This is a genomic window from Nonomuraea sp. NPDC049141, assembly GCF_040648415.1.
Lineage (GTDB): Bacteria > Actinomycetota > Actinomycetes > Streptosporangiales > Streptosporangiaceae > Nonomuraea.
This window is the reverse complement of sequence record NZ_JBEZDR010000029.1, coordinates 106,671-124,402: the sequence shown is the minus strand read 5'-3', so window position 1 is coordinate 124,402 and position 17,732 is coordinate 106,671. Positions and strand designations below refer to the sequence as shown.

Here is a 17,732-nt window from a genome sequence, read left to right as displayed (position 1 = left end):
GCCGCTAACCCTGTGGCTGAGCCACCGGCGCCGGAGGCCGCATCGGGGTCGAGCGAATCTTCGTCAGCGCCCGGGTGAGGTCCCGGGAGGACAGATAGAGCTTGAACATGATCGCGGCCTCGAATACCAGCAGGAGGGCCGCCGTACCGACGGTCACCGGCACGATCCACCCGGTGAGCGGGCCGACGATGAACACCGCCATCTGGAACTCGATGCCGCTGATCAGATGAGCTCGGACGCGGTGGTCGCGCAGCCAGTCGCGGATGCGGATGTACCAGGCGAAGTGCGCACGGAAGTTCTGCTGCAAGTCCACCGAGTCGGCGGAGCGGATCTCGCCTGATTCGAGACCCGCCTCCTCCAGGTCCGGCCTCTGCAACGAGACGGCCGGGATGCCGGTGACCTCCTCGATCGCCTCGTCCAGTTTGCGGCGCATCTGGCGGCGTACCTTCGCGATCTGGAGCGCGTCAACGTAGCGGAGCATGTCGAGGAAGACGACGAGAATGCCGAGGACGAGGTAGAACTCCTCACCGGTGCTCTCGAAGCGCCCCCACATGAGCGCGAGGGCGCAGGTGAGCACCCGAATGCGGTCGAAGACGTAGTCGAGCCAGCCGCCCAGCACGGTGCCGGTGCCCTTGAGCCGGGCGATCTTGCCGTCCACGCAGTCCAGCACGAAACTCAGGTGATAGAGGACGGCGCCGGCGACCAGCCACGCCCAACCGTCGGCCATCAGGAAGCAGCCCGCCGAGCCGAACCCGAGCAAGAAGGCGCTCCAGGTGATCTGGTTCGGCGTGATGGAGGTACGGTTCGCCAGGCCGACCACCAGACGACCGGCGAGCGGATCGACCAGGAACACCGTCCACCAGGCGTCCCGCGCCTTGTAGGTCAGCGTGCGCACGTCGTCCAAAGTGAATGTTGTCACCGTGCAGGCCCTTCGTCCGTCCATCCGATTTGCTGATATGCGATGAAAGAGCCAATTTCGACGTCCCGCCCGTCAGCCACCCGGCTGACGCTCCTCGTCTCCGTGGCCAGTGGCAGCCCACTCTCCGCGTCGATGACGAGCCGCTCGTCGCTGAGCCGGCCGTCCCTCATCACCTGGTAGCTCAGGGCCTGGCCGGCCCGGCCGAGCGGGTCGGTGACCTCGCCCTCCGGCCTCATGCCGGGCATCGAGGCCAGGATCTGGTACGCCGAGGCGCGCACCTCGGGCGAGACCGGCAGCCCGGTGATGATCTCCAGGCAGCTCTCGCGCAGCTCGGCCTCCATCTTGCGCCCGACATATGCGCCGTTCTCCCGGGCGATGTGGGTCACGAGGAAGGCGCGTAGCGCCGTGGGGTCGCTCGGGATCGTACTCAGGGCCATCCAGCTGACCAGCTGCTTGGTCAGGATGCCGTTCGCGTTCCGCCATCCGACGCGATGCGGTCCACCCTGCGGCGGACCGGGCGCCGACTCCACCAGCGCCTCCGGGGAGACGCGGCCCAAACCGGTCACGTCCGCCGGGTACTGCCAGCGGCCCGGCGACCCGGCGGTGCGCCACGCGGCCTCGTCCTGGGGTGTCGCCGGTCGCGCGCCGAGGTACCGGCCGGTCCAACGGTCCCGCTGACCGTCCTTCCTGGTGAGCCACGTCTCGCGGACGGACTGGCGCTTGATGACGTACTGGCGGTCGGGAGAGAGGATCAGCTGCCCGGTCACGACGCGGGTGCGCCAGTAGGCGCCGTCGGACGGTGCCGTGGCCATCGCGACCGCCGCGGCGAGCAGGATCTGCCTGGCGGTCGGCGGGGCGGAGGCGGACACGGCGGGATCAGGCGAGAGGTCGATCAGCGAGTTCGAGGGCACGGCCACGGCGAGCGCCAGCGCGGCCGCCGACGCCGCCCCGATCAACCCGTTACGGACCGGCGCCCACCACCGCGACCGCCCCCTTCGCGACCGCTCTCTTCGAGCGGCTCGAACCGGTACGCGTTGAGGGTCTTGAGGTGCGTGTTGAGGGGCTTGAGGTGCGCGTTGAGGGTCTTGAGGTGGCGCGGCCAGCGCCGCCAGCAGCCTGGCTCGGCCGGAGTCGACGACCTCGGATGCGGGACCGGGCATCGAGAGGAGATCGCGTACGGCGGCCAGCTCGTCCGGGCGGTCGTTCAGCTCATCCATCGAACCCTCCGATCATCGGATTGACGCCGCCCAGGGCTCTGCGAAGCTTCTTACGCACCCGGTTGAGCCGGGAGCCGACGGTCCCGAACGGAATGTCGAGCGTCTGCGCGACCTCCTCATAGGTGAGGTCGGCGAGCGCGACGAGGAGGAGCACGTCGCGATCGCCGGTGGAGAGGCGTCCAAGCGCTGTCGCGAGCCGCCCCTGTGCGTTCGCGGCGGCCACTCTCGCCGTCACCCCGTCCTCGTGCCCGTCATCCGCCACTTCGCCGGCAGGTGCCCGCTGAAAAGCCTCCAGCCTGCGCGTTTCGCTCCTTCGGTGCTGAGCGATCAGGTTGGTGGCGATCCCGTACAGCCAGGGCCGTACGGCACCGCGGGCGGAGTCGAACGTCTGCCGTTTCCTGAACGCCACCAGGAACGTCTCGGCGGCCAGATCATCCGCGATCTGCATGCCGAGCCGTCCGGAGACGTACCGATGTATCTCTTCGAAGTAGCGGTCGTAGAGCACGCCGAACGCTTCCGGGTGGTGCCATGACCGCTCGATGAGCGCGGCGTCATCGTCTGTCACTGGCACGTCCGGGGGAGCGGCCATTCGCATGGTGTCCCTTCTGTGGGGTACACCTCTATTCCGCCGAACCCCCGACTCCTCTTCACACTTCTTTCAAAATCAGCACGAAGTTTCCCGAAATATCCCCGATTGTCCCTTTAAATGCCCGCATGGCGGGCGCCCCGGCTTCGCAGCTCGGACAGAAGCTACTTTTACCCGCACTTGCCGATCGAGCAGTAGGCCGGGCGACATCGCGGTCCTATGGTCGCGTCCATGGCCTCTCCAGAAGACAACGAGCCGGAGTTGATCCTGCAGGTGGCGACCAGGCTGTTCGCCGCGCTCGGCCACGACGCCGTCTCCATCGGTCAAATCGGTGAGGCAGCCGGGCTGAACACGGCCACCATCACCTCGCATTTCCCCACCAAACGCCACCTCTACCTGGCGGTCATGGAACGCGCCCAACAGGTTCTCGCATCCGTCATCGACAACAGAGCCGACGACCTGAAAGCCGCCTCACCCGAGGAGAGGCCGGCCGCACTCCACTGGTTCATCGACGGTTACATCGACCTGTGCGTCGAGCATCCCGAGATTCCCGCGCTATGGATGCACCGATGGCTCTCCGATGCCAGCGACATCGAAGAGCTGGAGTCACTCAGCGCTCAGCCGCTGGCCCACTACGCCATCGACAGCATCGCCGCCCTGGCGGAGCCCGCACACGCCGACGCGCTGTTCACCACATACACGATGGTCTGGTGCATCCAGGGGTTCTCACTGAGCGGAGTCCTCGACCCGACAGGCCAGCGTCGCCGCCCCAGCAACCCCGACGCACTGCGGCGATTCCGCGCTCACATGCACCAACTGCTCGAGCGCCTTCTCGACCTCACCCCCTCCGCCGAACCCCCGTCCGACAGCAGGCTCAGTTGAAGATGGAGACGCGGGTGCGGTGGTGCCGTGGCGTGTCGATTTCGTCGATCACCGCCACCGCGAGGTCCGCATAGGACAGATGCGCCGATGTCGACTGCGGCGCGGTCTCCCCTCCGATCAGGTAGCGACCGGTCCTGGGACCGCCCTGTTCCAGCAGCGCGGGCGGGGTCAGCATGAGCCAGTCGATCGCCGTGCCCCCCGCCGCCCGCAGCCTGTCCAGCCCAGCCGTGTGCGCAACGGCGAACGGCCGGATCTCGGCCGGGAAGGCCGCCGGATCGTCCATCACCAGAAGCCCGCGAGCGTCCTTGAGATTCGCGAACAGGCCGACCAGAACGAGCCTGGGCACGCGCGCTTCCGCCAGACCATGAAGCAGAGCATCGGCCGCCTTGACGTAGAACTCAGGATCGAGATCGGCGAACCCCTGCTCCGGCCCAGAGAACGGGCTCACCGCGTGAACCACGGCATCATGACCGGACACGATCGACGCGACCGCCTGTACGTCGGTGACATCGCCCCGCACCAGCCGGACGCCATCCTTCTCAATGTCCCGATATTTACCCGGATCCCGAACTACGGCCGTGACCTCGTGCCCGCGCTCCCGAGCCTCAGCCGTAACCGCTCGTCCTGCCCGGCCGCCCGCCCCAAATATGACAATCCTGCTCATGTCGCTCCGATCTGGCCACCTACGTCGCTGCCAGAAAGGGACGGTATCCACGAGATACCGATTACCGCAAAGGTACTGGGGATAGCCTCTTGCGCATGACCGAGCCCTTGGACCCGCAGATGTTCGACCCCGTATGCCCGTCCAGCGCCATGCCGATCCAGATCGGCGACAAGTGGACCGCCATGGTCGTGCTCTGTCTCGAAGGCGGCCGGCGACGGTTCAACGAGCTCCGGGCGCCACTGCGCGGCATCACCCCGAAAGTGCTGACCCAGACCCTGCGGGCGATGCAGCGCGACGGCCTGGTCACACGCACCGCGTACGACGAGAACCCGCCCCGGGTCGAGTACGAGCTGACTCCGTTGGGGCGCAGCCTGCTGACCTTGATCGCGGCCGCACGCGCCTGGAGCAAGGACCATCTCCCCGCCCTGCTCGAAGCCCGCAACGCACACGAGTCTTCATCGAGCTCATCGCACTGAGATACCCGGCACCCGCAACCTCCGCCACCCTCGCCAAGGCTTCGGCCGGTTCTCTGGACGTACGGGCGCAGACCCAGCGGCTGGTACAGGCAGAAGCGGTCGCCTACGTACGGGACGGCGAACGCGCGGGAGAAGATCCAATCCCGAACGCTCGACGACTGCACCGCGCCGACAGCCCCCGGAGACCGAGAGCGTTTCGAAGCTGTCGTCAGAACGGCTGCATCTGATCGATCACTTTCGCTGCGATCTCCATGATCGTCTCGACCTTGGCCATATCGGCCTGTACATCGTCGGCACTAAAGCTTGGTGAGCCGAGACTCGGATACTCTGCTTCGTTCCGTCGCCGCCGCATCCGGTCAAAAGGGCGCAAGCTCTGACCTAGCGGAGGATCAAGCTGTGCGCTGACCGCCTCATACACCGCGATGTGCCCACCCCGGCTGCCGGCCCGGAGCCCTTGGTTCTCAAGCACGGCGCACAGTGCCTTACGTGCTGCGTCGTAGAGCAACTGGTATGCGCCGATCGGATCCGATTCCATGGCGAGGCGAGCCGTTGCCAGGTGTTTTCCAGCCTGAACGAGCAACTCCTCGGCCTGCCTACGGCTCGCCACGACCTTTTGGATCTCGCCACGACTGAGCATGCCTTCAAGGGTGGCGCGCCCCTGCTCCCATCTCACCGACTGTTCCTCTTCTCAATCTTGAGTCGCACATAAGGCCGGGACCTGACCGTTTCCAGGAAGGGATCATCGGCGGAGGACTCCCAGTCATCACGGCTCAACCGCCGCATGTTCACCTCTCTGCCGAGTTGCCGCTCCGCTGCCCTGGCGACGTCGTATAGATCATCTTCGTCAACGGCGCCGACAACCATGACGTCAACATCGTTCGGCACGTTGCCCGGCTCGCCGGAGTACCGCGCAGCCCAGGAACCATAGATGTACGCCTCCTCGACGCCAATGACGTCAGACAACTGCTCACCGAGCACAGCCACCGGCCCGTATGTCAGCGCGAGCAGCTCCGTCAGCGGTCGGGCCACGACTACGTCGGTATCTGCGCGGATCATCCGCAGATTGCCGATTCTCCGCTCGACGACCAGACCTGCGGCAGCGAGGCGATCGACTTCGCGAGTCACGGTCGAGGCGGAGACAGCGAACCTCTTCGCCAGCTCAACCTGTGCATATTCTTCACCGGGATGGAGAAAGAGCCAGGCCAGAAGCTCTCCCTGGAAGGGAGAACGCAGGAGCGGAAGCAAGACGGACGGCGGCTGTTTCATAAACTGAAACATAGCTTGCAGTTTACGCAAGTTCTAGCGCCGCGTACTGGAATCGAGATCACTGTCCGTGAGATCGCCCACGCCACAAGGGGTTCCGATGCGGACCGATCACCGTTTCAAGATCGTCGGCGGCCACCGCCGCCGCCACCTCCACCGGGCTCGACCCGGAAGGACATGGCGAATACTGGCAGTCCTAACGGCTTCGGCGAACTGCCCGAGACCGCCCGGGTCCGCCGCGACGCCCTCGCCAGGCTGCTGCCCAGGCTGACCATCGCCGACCGCTGCACCCTGGAAGAGCGATTCCTGCGTGTCCGCGGCGACCTGCGCACGTACAAGATCCGTCTCGGCTCAGGCAACATCCTCATGGATCCCAACGACGCCTACCTGTGCATCGTCCCGCGAGGCGCAGCCGACCAGATCTTCCTGCCCTTCGAGGAGGAAGGTGGCATGCTGTCGATCATCCTGTCCAAGGCGTTCCTGCCGGCCGCCGACACCCGCGTCACCGACGAGTCCATCACCCGCCGGATCCGCCTCTGACCGGAGCGGCACCGGCTCTCGTACCATGAGTGCGTGCACCCCCTCATCCGCTCGGTGTGGGACGAGCCCCGTCCCCCCAACCCGCCGCCGCGGGTGTGGCGGGACTGGGCACTCGTCGGAGTGCTGGTGCCGCTCGCGCTGCTCGAAGGAGTGCTGCGGCCGGATCTTCCGTGGCGGGCCGTCTCGGTGATCGTCACTGCCGGGCTGGTGCCCACGTTGTTGTGGCGCCGGAGCAGACCGCTGCTGATGGTCGCGATCGCCTTCGGCACTCTGGCCCTGGCCCTCTTACTGACGGGCGGCCATTCTCCAGAGACCTACACCATGGTCTATCTGCTGTTGCTGGCCTACTCGTTGTTCCGGTGGGGGTCCGGACGCGAGGCTGTGCTCGGCTTGGCGATCATTCTCGTCGAGGCCGGCTTCTCGGTGGTCTCCGACTACCCCGGCCCCGCCGATGCCATCGGGGGATTCACCGTGGTGTTCCTGGTCGTCGTCCTGGGCATGGCGTTCCGGTATCGGGCCAAGGCGCGGATACGCGAGCTCGATCAGGTCAAGCTGCGCGAACGCGAGCAACTGGCCCGCGACCTGCACGACACCGTCGCCCATCATGTCTCGGCGATGGCGATCCGCGCGCAGGCGGGCCTGGCCACCTCGGCGTCGCGACCGGACGCCGCCACCGACGCGCTGCGGGTGATCGAGGCCGAGGCCGCGCATGCCCTGAGCGAGATGAGCGCCATGGTGCGCATCCTGCGCCATGACCAACCAGCGGACCTCGCACCCGGCCGGCGCATCGCCGACCTCCGGCAACTCGCCGGCGAAGGCCGCACCGGCCCGGCCGTCAGCCTGGAGATCTCGGACGGCCTCGACGACTTGTCCCCATCGGTCGAGGCCGCGATCTACCGCCTCGCCCAAGAGTCGGTCACCAACGCCCGGCGGCACGCGCGCCACGCCACCCGCATCGAGATCCGCGTCACCGCCGACGACACCTCGGTGCACCTGCGCGTGAGCGACGACGGCGACGGCAGCCTCAAACGGCCGGCCAGATCGCAGGGGTACGGACTCATCGGCATGATCGAACGCGCCGACCTGCTCGGCGGCACCTGCGTAGCCGGCCCCGACCCCGATCGGGGCTGGACCGTGACCGCCACACTGCCCCGCACCGGATCGGCCACATGAGCATCAGAGTGATCGTCGCCGATGACCAGGAGATCGTCCGCACCGGGCTCACAATGATCCTCGACGCCCAGCCGGACATCGAGGTCATCGGGGAGGCCGCCGACGGGCGGCGAGCCGTCGAGCTCGCGCGGCGGCTACGCCCCGACGTGTGCCTGTTCGACATTCGCATGCCCGGCCTCGACGGCATCGAAGCCACCCGCTCCCTCGCCGGACCGGCCGTCGACGACCCCCTCGCCGTCGTCGTCATCACCACGTTCGACCTCGACGAGTACGTCTACGCCGCCCTGAGAGCCGGCGCCCGAGGTTTCCTGCTCAAGAACGCCGGCGCCGACCTGCTCTCCCAGGCCGTCCACGCCGCCGCCAACGGCGACGCGCTCATCGCCCCGAGCATCACCGCCCGCCTGCTCGGTACCTTCGCCCGCACCGGGCCCGCCGTACCGCCGGTGCAACCCTTCGAGGCGCTGACGCATCGAGAAGAACAGATCCTGGCCACCGTAGCCCGTGGACGAACCAACAGCGAGATCGCCGACGAGCTGCACATCTCTCTCAGCACCGTCAAGTCCCACCTCACGAGCCTGATGGCCAAACTCGGCGCCCGCAACCGCGTCGAGATCGCCATGTGGGCGTACGAGACCAACCGCGTCAAGAACTGAGCCTGCGCGGCCGCTTACGGATGAGCCATTCGGCCACGGCGAGGTTGATCAGCCACGCGGCGGCCATGAGCAGCGCCCTGGGGAACTCACCAGGCTTGCCGACGAGCAGAATCCACGGCAGTTGGGTCAACGCCTGCGTTCCCGCCCCCAGCCCGATCGCATAACCGCGCATCATCCAAGCCCGATGCCGGGCGATGTCCCGCCGCCGGATCGCCGCCAGGCCGAGCACGATCGACAGGAACATGGCCGTACCGAACACCACCCGGATCCCGGCCAGGAGATCCCCATCCCCCTCCGGACGGGGATAGAACAGAGTCATCCACAGACCCGTCAGCGCCACGACCAGCCCACATACGACCAGCAACCGCCCGGCGACGCGATGCCAGCCCAGCCGCCGGCGACGGAACCCGGAGGCGAACTGGAAGGCCCCCAGAATGCTGTACACGCTGACGCAGATGATGTGCAGCACCACGGGCAGCGGCATCGCGAAGAACCGCGCGTTGTCCTGAGTGATCGCCGCGCCGCCGGTCAGCTCGGTCATGCGTACGGCACCGGCGATCACGGGAATGGCGCTGAGCGCGATCAGGGCGGCGGGCACGCGCCACCCTCCCCTCCTGGGGGAGGCAGTGGCGAGAGACGGTTTCTGCAGGAGTGGGGGGCGTTCCGTCGTACTCTCGTGGGTCATGATCTGAGTGTGCCGACTGAGGCGATGCCGGCTCATCGAGAGAAAGGCCCGTTCTGGCCTGGCCGATCGTCCGGCAATCGGGCGTACTTTCGGCCGGCTCCGCTGCCTGTGGACACACGCCGGGGTGCGGCGCGTGTCCGCGCCGCACCCCCAATGCCAGCCAGAGCGGCTAGGCGCGGCCCCCGTCGGTAATGGACACGATCGAAGCAGTCTGGAACCTCTTGTGGCCCTTCCCACTGGACTTGACCACCGCCGTGTACTTCTTGGTGGTCCAGCCGAGGCTGTACTTGATGTTCAGCTTGCGCTTGTTGTGGCACCGGTTGTGCCAGTACACCGTCACCGAGCTGTTGCCGTCTCCCCATGACCAGGCGAAACAGCCGCTCACCCCGCGATGAACGTCCGCCGACGCCGGAGCGGCGCCAAGGCCGACGCCGAGACCGGCGACGGTGACGGACGCGGTGGCAACGACCGCGACTCGGGTACGCAGGCTCGCCAGACGAGAGCTGGTGGACATGAACATCTCCTTCGCTCTGGAGTGATGCGGTCACGTGAGTCTGAGGCCACGGGCATCGCGCCCAGGCCGGCGGCGATGTGTTCGCCGGGGACGTCCACCACGTTGCCATCAGCCGGCCGGGGACGCCCAGCGATGTTTGTCCAAGTCCGCCCCACCGGGCAAAACTGGACATTGGACAAATCCTGACCTGCGGTGGCCCGAACTGATCCCTGATTTGTACCGTCAGATAATTTGTGACGTGAGGCCAGCGGAGTGGCGAGTGAATGGAGGGAAGTGGGGCCGAGGTGCACGCTCAGGATCCGGTGAAGCGTCGAGGACGACAGCCGATACGGCCTGATCCCGACTCGGGCGCGGTGGGCGCCTTCGCCGACCGGCTCCTGCGGCTGAAAGAGGAGGCGGGCGATCCCTCGTACGCCGAGATGTCCTCTCGACTCGGCGCGGCAGCCTCGAAGTCGTCACTGGCGAGCGCCGCCCAGGGACGGAAGTTGCCGAGCTGGGAGACCACGTGGGAATTCGTCCGGGTTCTGGCAGTTGATCGGCTGGGGCATGATCCCGAGGAGACCGAACACGAGTGGCGGCAGCTCTGGGAGCGCACGAAGGCGGCCTCTTCTCCTGACGACACCAGCGCTGTCGAACTACCGAATGCCGGGAAACCGCCGGCACCGCCCGCGCGCCGGCGGAACCACCGCCGCACCCTCAGCATGGTCCTGGCCGCGATCATCGTGACCGGCTTGACGGTCTTCTATCTGACGACGAACGCGAACCAGGACGATCCCCCAGCAGCGCCGACAGCCAAGGACGACTCTGAATTCGTGGGTGACGTCACGTACCCGGATGGCTCGGAAGTACGGCAGGGCGCGTCGTTCCGGAAAGTGTGGAGGATCCGCAACACCGGGACGACATCCTGGGAAGGCAGACGTCTGGCTCGTATCAACACCGGACCCTGCCGATCACCCAGAACGGTGACCATCCCGCCGACGGCACCCGGCCGAACCGTCGACGTCGCGGTCCAGGTACAGGCCCCGAACAAACCCGGCAACTGCCGCATCTACTGGAAGATGACCGACGCGCAGGGCCGAGAGCTGTTCCCGCGCAAGCGCCCGGTGTTTCTGGATGTCCGCGTAGGCGGACCCTGACCTGCGGGTTCGTCGTCACGGAAATCCTGAGCTACCTCTACGGCCCACGCGTCATCATCGCTGAAGAATTCGCCGCCATCCCGAGGACCGAACTGTTGCTCATCTTCGACTCCTGGGCAGCCCGCCACCACGGGCAGGCAGGGCCCCCACCACAGAGGCGGCATCCGACGCATTGATCCGCCAAATCAAGGCGAGTCCCACCATTGGCCTCACCCCGCCCAGGACAGATCGAGAGGAGCATGATTAATTCGGCCTACACCTTGGCTTACGACGCCGCGAGATTCGCCTGTGCAGGGCTTCTCGCCCAACAGGGGCTACGCTCCACCACGACCGGTGGCCACTACGCGATCCAACAGGCCATGGTGCGCCAGTTCGGCTCCACGTTCGAACCCTTCAGCAGCATGCGACGCCGTAGAAACGAACTCGAGTACCCCATCTTTCCCGACGAGTCAGTGGACCAAGCGGAAGCAGATCAAGCTCTGACCGCCGCCGAATGATCGACCACCTGGGCCTCTTCTGACACGTCGCCCGTGACTTCCACGTGGCGTTCCGCCAAGCGGGACAGGCGGAAGAGCCACGCCGTCCCGCAGTAACCGTTCGGAACCGCCGCTCGACCCGACGGAAGACACCCATCACACTCGGGGAGCACACCCCAACGCGGAAACACGGTTACGAGGCCGCCGCCTCGTGGTGGCGGGCTGACAGGAGAAGCAGCATGCCAAGCCGCCACATCCATCTCGTCGGCAGCTATCCGGCAGCCGACTCACGCGAGGCCATGACGATCGTGGCAGGCGTGGCCGGCCCGTACCTCAAGACACTGGCGGACGGGGAGGTCGGCCCCCGCCGCCGTTGGATCACGCACATCATCGATGGCCTCCGCGAGCATCCCGACGTCGAGCTGCGGACGGACGGGGACTGGTCCGGCTACGACGACCGCCCGGTCTTCAGGGTGCGGCGCGGACACCGGCTCACCCCCGGCTCCCTGAACCTCGGCCACGCGTCCGCCGCCCGGGAAAGCTACGAGGTGTTCAAGGAGATCCGTCAGGAACACCGTCTGGACGGCGTGTCGTTCCAGGTCGGGATCCCCGGCGACCTGGACCTCGCACTCTTCGCCTTCGGATCGGCAAATGCGTTCAGCCGCCGCGCACCTTTCCGGGACGCGCTCGCCCATGAGATCGAGGAGATCGCCGGGTGGGGCGGCCAGGACGTGCTGTTCCAGCTTGAGGTGCCCGTCGAACTGGTCATGGTGGCCCGCACCCCCAAGCCACTGCGGACGGCGGCCGCGCGCTTGCTGGTGCACGGCATGGTCAAGCAGGTCGCCGCCGCGCCGCCGGGCACTCGCTTCGGTGTCCACCTGTGCGTCGGCGACCTCAACAACAAGGCGCTGAAGCGATTAGGCACCGCCGCGCCCGCGGTGTCCATGCTCAACGCGCTTCTGCGGGCCTGGCCGCAAGGCCGCTCGCTGGAGTACGTCCACGTTCCGCTGGCGGCGGGCGACCAGCCGCCACCGCTGGAGCCGGGCTTCTACCGAGCTCTGGAACTCCTCGCCGCGTTACCCCGGGACATCCGGTTCGCCGCCGGCCTGGTCCATGAGGCTCAAGCACCGGACGACCAGCGGAAGATCCTGCGCACCGTGGAGAGTCTCCTCTCTCGTACGGTGGACATCTCCCCTGCCTGTGGCCTCGGCCGGCGTTCGCCGCAGGGCGCCCGGCATGCCCTCGAAAGAGCGGTCACACTGGCCGAATCATGATCCCGAACGGTCTTGCGGGACCTCCATACAAACCGGATCTACCTGAGAACACGCGTGGCCGCGCGCCCGGCTGACACCCCGCCGAGCGCACCTGCCCGATAGCACCCCCTGGTGGATCCCCGTACGAAAGTCAGGGGTAGTGGGTGTCGTTCGGGTCCTGTGCCGGGATGCCGCGAAATCTAGTGTTTCCGACGTCGACGAGACGATTGGAGATCGCTGTGTGGCAGGGCAAGGGCTGGTGGCGGAGTGTTGCGGCCGTGGTGGCCGCCTGTTCGGTGGTTCTGGCGCTGCCGGGCCCAGCCTTCGCGAAGGGGGTACCCGACGAGGCGGCGGTACAGCGGGTGGTATCCGACTTCGCCGACAAGACTGGCTACCCGGGCATCGCAGTCGCGATCACCAAGGGCGACAAGGTCCTTTATGCGGGCGGGTACGGTCATGACTCATCCGGCGCCGCCGTGACCGCGACGACGCCGATGCCGGTGGCGTCGGTCAGCAAGTCGTTCACCGCGCTCAGCGTGATGCAGCTCGTCGAGGCGGGGAAGGTCACGCTGGACGCGCCGGTGCGCGACTACCTGCCCGATTTCCGGATCGCCGACCCTCGGGGAACGCGGATCACGGTACGCGAGCTGCTGAACCAGACCTCGGGGATCACCGACGGCACGCTTCCGGAGAAGAGCCTGCCGCAGCCGGATTCGCCGACGGGCGCCGTGGCGCGAGCTCATGCCGCGACGCTGGCCACCGAGCCCGGCACGAGGCACTCCTACACGAACACGAACTACCACCTCGCCGCCCGGCTGGTGGAGGTCGTGTCGGGCGAACCGTTCACGGACTATCTGCGGCAGCACGTGTTCGAGCCCATCGGTATGCGGGCGACCACCGCGATCGGCCAGGCTCCGCGCGATCTACCGCACGACGTACGCGAAGGGCATATCTACGCCTACGGGGCGTCGATTCCCCTCCCCGAGCCGAAACGGTTCGTCAGCGGCTCCGACGGCGTGATCACCACGAGCGCCGACATGGCCCAGTGGCTGATCATTCAGAACAACGCGGGCCGGGCCGCCAACGGCAAGCAGTTGATCTCGGCGGCGAGCATCGCGGCCATGCACACCTCGTCGGACCGGCGGTGGTCGTACGGGATGGGCTGGGACACCGACCAGAAGGGCAGGATCTACCACGGCGGCATCTGGTTCACCTACGCGGCCGAGCAGCTTCTGCTCCCCGGCGGCTACGGAATCGCGGTCGTCGGCAACAGCGGCGTCGGCCTGGGCAACGACGGCATCAGCCCACTGGCGGACGAGCTGGCCGTCCTGGTGACCGGCGGCGGGCCCTCGACCAGCGCCCCACCGCGGCTGCTCATCAACCTGACGCTGGCCGGCCTCACCCTGCTGAGTCTGTTCTTGGGCATCCGCAACCTGCGGCGTACGCGGGCGTGGGCGGACCGGCTCGCCACCCGGCCGCCCTGGTGGCGTGTCCTGCGCCTTCTGCCCAGACTCATCCCCCTCGCCCTGCTCGTGAGCCTTCCGGACCTGGGCGGGCTCGTCGGCGGCGGGCGGGACCTCACCTTCATCCAACTCTGCTACTACTCGGTGGCGCTGGTCACCTGGACGGCGGTCGCGGCCGTGATGAACATCAGCGTCCTGGTCATCCGTGTCGCGGCGTTGGCCCGGCCGCGCCGTTCAGCCGGCAGCCCGTCCGTACGGGACGCGTTCGCTCAGGTCGGCGAGAGATAGTGTCGGCACTGTGAGGAGGCGGTTGACGAGGTGGCCCGCCCCGCCGTGGGCGCTGAGCATACTGGCGCTACTGCTCGCGGTCGTCGCCCTGTCGTACGCCGAGTTACCGGCGTGGGCATGGGCCGGGGCCTTGCTGGCGCCTGTCGCGGCCGTGGCGCTGCTGGCGACGTACCCGGTGATCTCGCTGGGGGTGTGCGCGGCCACGAGCATCATGACGGCGCTGGGCATGGGCGATGCCGTCCCAGTGTGGAGTGTCGCGGTCGTCGCGGCCAGCTTCCTGATCAGCCTGCTGGCCGGCCGCCGGATGCCCCGGCCGGCCCCGGCGCTGAGCGTGTTCGTGGCGGGGGCTGCGCTGAACGTCCCGCTCGGCCTGGTCGCTGGTGATGCTTGGGGCATCGGGCTCCTGTTGCTCGGTCTGACGGTGGTGTTGCCGTGGGTGCTGGGCCGCTCCATCCGCCAACAGACCGAACTGCTCGCGACCGCCGCCGAACGGGCCCGGTTGCAGGAGCGGAACCGCATCGCCCACGACATGCACGACACGCTCGGGCACGAGTTGAGCCTGCTGGCGCTGCGCGCCGGAGCTCTCGAGATGGCACCCGATCTCGATGACCGACATCGGAAGGCCGCGACGGAACTGCGGGCCGGTGCCGGGCTGGCGACCGAACGGCTGGCCGCGATCCTCACCGTGCTGCGCGCCGATGAGCCCCCGCCCCTGCGGCCGGTGCCGGACCGTATCGAGGACCTCGTCGATCGGGCGGCCCGGGCCGGCCTGGCGGCATCGCTGGAGTGGCACGGCGTACGGCATCTTCCGCCGGTGGTCGACCTGGCCGCGCAGCGTGTCGTACAGGAGGCGCTGACCAACGCCGCCAAGCACGCGGCCGGGGCGGCTGTGCGGGTACGGCTGTCCACGGCGGACGGCACCACCGTGATCACCGTGACCAACGCCCTGTCACGGAATGCGCAGCGGGGTACGGGAGGACGCTCTGGTCTGACCGGACTACGGGAGCACGTCCGGCTCGTCGGCGGAACCCTCCACGCCGGGCCACGTGATCAGGAGTTCGAGGTCGTGGTCACGTTGCCACACCTGGAGGAATCATGATCAGAGTCCTGTTGGCCGACGACGAGGTGATGATCCGGGCCGGAGTGCGTGCCATCCTCACCACCGATCCGGACATCGACGTGGTGGCCGAAGCCGGGGACGGGCGGGAGGCCATCGAACTGACCCTTGCGCACCGCCCCGACGTGGCGCTGCTCGACATCCGCATGCCCATCCTCGACGGCCTCGCCGCCGGCGCCGAGATCACCCGCACGGCGCCCACGGTCGCCGTCGCCATCCTCACCACCTTCGGTGAGGATGCCTACCTGGCCCGAGCACTCGACGACGGCGCCCGCGGCTTCCTGCTCAAGTCCGGCGACCCACGCGAGCTGATCGCCGGCGTCCACGCGGTCGCCGGCGGCGGCGCCTATCTGTCCCCGAAAATAGCCGCACGGGTGATCGGCCAACTTCGATCCAGCGGACTCCGCCGCGCCTCAGCAGCACGCGCCGGGGTGGGCGCGCTGACTGACCGGGAACGCGAAGTGCTGGCCCTGCTCGGCGCTGGACTGTCCAACAGCCAGATCGCCAACCGGTTGGGCCTGGTCGAGGGGACGGTCAAGGGCCACGTCAGCGGCATCTTCACCCGGCTCGACCTGCGGAACCGCGTACAAGCGGCCGTCCTCGCCCACGAGGCCGGTCTCATAACGGAGTGACGCTCTCACCACCGTTTCCCACCCGAATGTGGCAGCCGGCGGTGGCACCGTAACCCGATCTCCGCGCTTCGGGCTCATGCCGATACTGCTGGTGATAGCAGTTTGTTTGACCTACCGCGTTTGCGACCGGAAGTCAGCCCACAGATCGACCGCCTCTTCGAGATCGAGAGCGGCAACGTCCTCGCGGGACATTCCAACCGTGTAGATCAACCGGTCCGCGAGCCAGTCAGGGACCGGCTCTCTACGGGACGCTTCAGCCACCTGGATGTGATCAGCCAGGGCGCCGAGGCGCTCGATCACCCGACCGAGCTGGACAACCTCCAGACGATCGCCACCTGCCCCGCGTACCCTCGCCGTCGCCTCCGCGTACACTTCATCGGCTCGCTCACCGACGGCCCACACCTCACAGATCTCCACCGACTTGTGCTCAGTGATCCGGTAGACGACCCGCCAAGTGTTCCGAGACGGGCACCTTCCGGCACGTTGAGCGCCGCATCACCTGGCGCGGCCCCTACGAGGAGATCGACCTGACCGGCGCATCCGTTCGATCCTGGCGGGAACTCGAGCAGTCGGAACGGAAAGAGGTGCGGCCGTACTCGATGTACGTGGCGCTCCTCTGCGTCCATCCCGAGCTCGATGACTTCGAGTTGACGGCGGCGCCGGATGACCTGTATGTCGTGGCCGAACTGCTCGGCCCCGAAAAATGACCGCTACCCCACCATCCGGACTACGACCTCAGGAATGCCGCCCTGGAAGCCATGCCCAGGCCCGCTGCCTATTTCCGAGTCTCGGTGATCAGTTGGTGGGCGCCCTGGTGGAGCAGGTCGGAGGCAACGCGGGAGCCGAGGGTGGCCGGGTCGCCCGGATCGCCCCACAGGTGGGCGCGGACGAACCGGGAGCCGTCGCCGTTGAACACCATCCCGTACAGCGACATCTGCCCGTCCGGCGTGGTGGAGGCGTGTCCGGCGATGGGGCTGTTGCAGTGGCCGCGCAGCATGTGCAGCATCGTGCGTTCGGCCAGGATGTGCGCGGCGGTCGCGGGGTGGTTGAGCTCGTCGAGCAGCCGCATGACGGAGTCGTCGGCGGTGCGGGCCTGGATGCCGATCACGCCTGCGCCGACGGCGGGCACCATGGAGACGATCCCGCTGTCCGCCGGGTGGAACTCCAGCGGCAGAACCTCATAGTGCCGGTCCAGGGCGTCGATCCGGCCGAGGCCGGCGCGGGCGAGGATGAGCGCGGCGTACTTGGTGTCCCCGTCCAGCTTGGCCAGGCGGCTGTTGACGTTGCCTCGGATGGGTTCGGTCCGCAGGTCGGGCCGGTACATGTGGAGTTGGGCATGGCGGCGGACGGAACTCGTGCCGATGATGGAGCCCTGGGGGAATTCCGCGAGGGGCGTGCCGTCGCGGGTGACGACGACATCGTGGACGTCCTCGCGTTCGAGGTAGGCGCCGAACGCGGTCCCTTGAGGCAGCGGCACGTCGCCGGGGACGTCCTTCATGCAGTGCACGGCGATATCGACCTGAGCCGACGTCAGGGAGCGGTCGATCTCCTTGGTGAAGTTGCCCTTCCCGCCCAGTTCGGCCAGGTCGCCGGGCCACAGGTCGGCGCTGGTGGTCATCGCCACCAGCTCGACGTCCAGGCCCGGTACCCGCTGGTGGATCCGGTCGCGTACGTCGTTGGCTTGGTACAGAGCCATGGGTGAACTGCGGGTGCCGACCCGCAACGGCCGGTCGCGGAACGCGTCGTGCAGCAGGTTGATCAAGGCGTCGGTCATGATGATCTTCCGGTCGGTCGA

21 protein-coding genes are annotated in these 17,732 nt (G+C 67.6%); 11 read left to right on the top strand and 10 right to left on the bottom strand.

Annotation, left to right across the window (positions count from 1 at the left end; translation table 11 throughout):
* Positions 1–4 precede the first annotated feature (4 nt).
* Genes AB0B91_RS55120 through AB0B91_RS55110 form a run of 3 tightly spaced genes read right to left on the bottom strand, consistent with a single transcriptional unit; the run spans position 5 to position 2,701 of the window.
* On the bottom strand, positions 5–919 hold the full coding sequence (locus tag AB0B91_RS55120) for a CDP-alcohol phosphatidyltransferase family protein (RefSeq protein WP_358339634.1): 915 nt from the start codon (positions 917–919) through the stop codon (positions 5–7).
* Entirely contained in the window at positions 916–2,136 is a 1,221-nt protein-coding gene (locus AB0B91_RS55115) for a CU044_5270 family protein (RefSeq protein WP_358339632.1), read from the bottom strand. Before AB0B91_RS55115 ends, AB0B91_RS55120 begins: the two co-directional genes overlap by 4 nt.
* Positions 2,129–2,701, bottom strand: a complete 573-nt coding sequence (locus tag AB0B91_RS55110; RefSeq protein ID WP_358339630.1) for an RNA polymerase sigma factor — start codon at positions 2,699–2,701, stop codon at positions 2,129–2,131. The genes AB0B91_RS55115 and AB0B91_RS55110 overlap by 8 nt, the downstream gene beginning before the upstream one ends.
* 252 nt (positions 2,702–2,953) lie before the next feature.
* Here AB0B91_RS55110 and AB0B91_RS55105 point away from each other — a divergent pair, with 252 nt between their 5' ends.
* A complete protein-coding gene (locus tag AB0B91_RS55105) occupies positions 2,954–3,604 on the top strand; it encodes a TetR/AcrR family transcriptional regulator (RefSeq protein ID WP_358339628.1) in 651 nt (216 codons plus the stop codon).
* Here the strand turns inward: AB0B91_RS55105 and AB0B91_RS55100 are convergent.
* Positions 3,597–4,268, bottom strand: a complete 672-nt coding sequence (locus AB0B91_RS55100; protein WP_358339626.1) for an NAD(P)H-binding protein — start codon at positions 4,266–4,268, stop codon at positions 3,597–3,599. The two genes, AB0B91_RS55105 and AB0B91_RS55100, sit on opposite strands and share 8 nt — an antisense overlap.
* Before the next feature lie 95 nt (positions 4,269–4,363).
* Between AB0B91_RS55100 and AB0B91_RS55095 the strand changes: the two genes are divergently transcribed.
* The gene (locus AB0B91_RS55095; RefSeq protein ID WP_358339625.1) at positions 4,364–4,744 is read left to right on the top strand and encodes a helix-turn-helix domain-containing protein; all 381 of its coding nucleotides are present in this window, start codon (positions 4,364–4,366) and stop codon (positions 4,742–4,744) included.
* A 208-nt stretch (positions 4,745–4,952) separates the two neighbouring features.
* Here AB0B91_RS55095 and AB0B91_RS55090 read toward each other — a convergent pair whose 3' ends face one another.
* Together AB0B91_RS55090 and AB0B91_RS55085 are read right to left on the bottom strand one after the other, a co-directional pair.
* Positions 4,953–5,381 (bottom strand): HEPN domain-containing protein, encoded by a 429-nt coding sequence (locus AB0B91_RS55090; protein WP_358339624.1) that lies wholly within the window; start codon positions 5,379–5,381, stop codon positions 4,953–4,955.
* A gap of 32 nt (positions 5,382–5,413) precedes the next feature.
* Positions 5,414–6,010: a winged helix-turn-helix domain-containing protein gene (locus tag AB0B91_RS55085; protein ID WP_358339622.1), complete on the bottom strand. Its 597-nt coding sequence runs from the start codon at positions 6,008–6,010 to the stop codon at positions 5,414–5,416.
* A 174-nt stretch (positions 6,011–6,184) separates the two neighbouring features.
* On the opposite strand from AB0B91_RS55085, the gene AB0B91_RS55080 reads away from it, so the two are divergent.
* From AB0B91_RS55080 to AB0B91_RS55070, 3 genes are read left to right on the top strand one after another with little or no spacing between them, the layout of a single operon-like run.
* Complete coding sequence (locus AB0B91_RS55080) at positions 6,185–6,547, top strand: hypothetical protein (protein WP_358339620.1); 363 nt, start codon at positions 6,185–6,187, stop codon at positions 6,545–6,547.
* Positions 6,548–6,580: 33 nt separating this feature from the next.
* Positions 6,581–7,720: a histidine kinase gene (locus AB0B91_RS55075; protein ID WP_358339618.1), complete on the top strand. Its 1,140-nt coding sequence runs from the start codon at positions 6,581–6,583 to the stop codon at positions 7,718–7,720.
* Positions 7,717–8,373 carry a response regulator transcription factor gene (locus tag AB0B91_RS55070; protein ID WP_358339616.1) on the top strand — a complete coding sequence of 219 codons (657 nt, stop codon included), beginning with the start codon at positions 7,717–7,719 and terminating at the stop codon, positions 8,371–8,373. Before AB0B91_RS55075 ends, AB0B91_RS55070 begins: the two co-directional genes overlap by 4 nt.
* On the opposite strand, the gene AB0B91_RS55065 is transcribed toward AB0B91_RS55070, so the two are convergent.
* Complete coding sequence (locus AB0B91_RS55065) at positions 8,363–8,971, bottom strand: DUF2306 domain-containing protein (protein WP_358339614.1); 609 nt, start codon at positions 8,969–8,971, stop codon at positions 8,363–8,365. The genes AB0B91_RS55070 and AB0B91_RS55065 overlap by 11 nt on opposite strands.
* Before the next feature lie 256 nt (positions 8,972–9,227).
* Positions 9,228–9,572: a hypothetical protein gene (locus AB0B91_RS55060; RefSeq protein WP_358339612.1), complete on the bottom strand. Its 345-nt coding sequence runs from the start codon at positions 9,570–9,572 to the stop codon at positions 9,228–9,230.
* A 353-nt stretch (positions 9,573–9,925) separates the two neighbouring features.
* Between AB0B91_RS55060 and AB0B91_RS55055 the strand changes: the two genes are divergently transcribed.
* The 6 genes from AB0B91_RS55055 (at position 9,926) to AB0B91_RS55030 (ending at position 15,937) form a co-directional block, all read left to right on the top strand.
* Positions 9,926–10,708 carry an NBR1-Ig-like domain-containing protein gene (locus AB0B91_RS55055; RefSeq protein ID WP_358339610.1) on the top strand — a complete coding sequence of 261 codons (783 nt, stop codon included), beginning with the start codon at positions 9,926–9,928 and terminating at the stop codon, positions 10,706–10,708.
* Between the two features lie 239 nt (positions 10,709–10,947).
* The gene (locus AB0B91_RS55050; protein ID WP_358339608.1) at positions 10,948–11,205 is read left to right on the top strand and encodes a hypothetical protein; all 258 of its coding nucleotides are present in this window, start codon (positions 10,948–10,950) and stop codon (positions 11,203–11,205) included.
* A gap of 218 nt (positions 11,206–11,423) precedes the next feature.
* A complete protein-coding gene (locus tag AB0B91_RS55045; protein WP_358339606.1) occupies positions 11,424–12,458 on the top strand; it encodes a hypothetical protein in 1,035 nt (344 codons plus the stop codon).
* Positions 12,459–12,664: 206 nt separating this feature from the next.
* Entirely contained in the window at positions 12,665–14,188 is a 1,524-nt protein-coding gene (locus AB0B91_RS55040) for a serine hydrolase domain-containing protein (protein ID WP_358339604.1), read from the top strand.
* Positions 14,189–14,210: 22 nt separating this feature from the next.
* Positions 14,211–15,287 carry a histidine kinase gene (locus tag AB0B91_RS55035; protein WP_358339602.1) on the top strand — a complete coding sequence of 359 codons (1,077 nt, stop codon included), beginning with the start codon at positions 14,211–14,213 and terminating at the stop codon, positions 15,285–15,287.
* Positions 15,284–15,937 (top strand): response regulator transcription factor, encoded by a 654-nt coding sequence (locus tag AB0B91_RS55030; protein WP_358339600.1) that lies wholly within the window; start codon positions 15,284–15,286, stop codon positions 15,935–15,937. The genes AB0B91_RS55035 and AB0B91_RS55030 overlap by 4 nt, the downstream gene beginning before the upstream one ends.
* Positions 15,938–16,048: 111 nt before the next feature.
* Here the strand turns inward: AB0B91_RS55030 and AB0B91_RS55025 are convergent, their stop codons facing one another.
* Together AB0B91_RS55025 and hemC are read right to left on the bottom strand one after the other, a co-directional pair.
* Positions 16,049–16,354, bottom strand: coding sequence for a hypothetical protein (locus tag AB0B91_RS55025; protein WP_358339599.1), 306 nt, complete (start codon positions 16,352–16,354; stop codon positions 16,049–16,051).
* 358 nt (positions 16,355–16,712) lie between these two features.
* Positions 16,713–17,711, bottom strand: coding sequence for a hydroxymethylbilane synthase (gene hemC, locus AB0B91_RS55020; protein WP_358339597.1), 999 nt, complete (start codon positions 17,709–17,711; stop codon positions 16,713–16,715).
* Positions 17,712–17,732 lie beyond the last annotated feature (21 nt).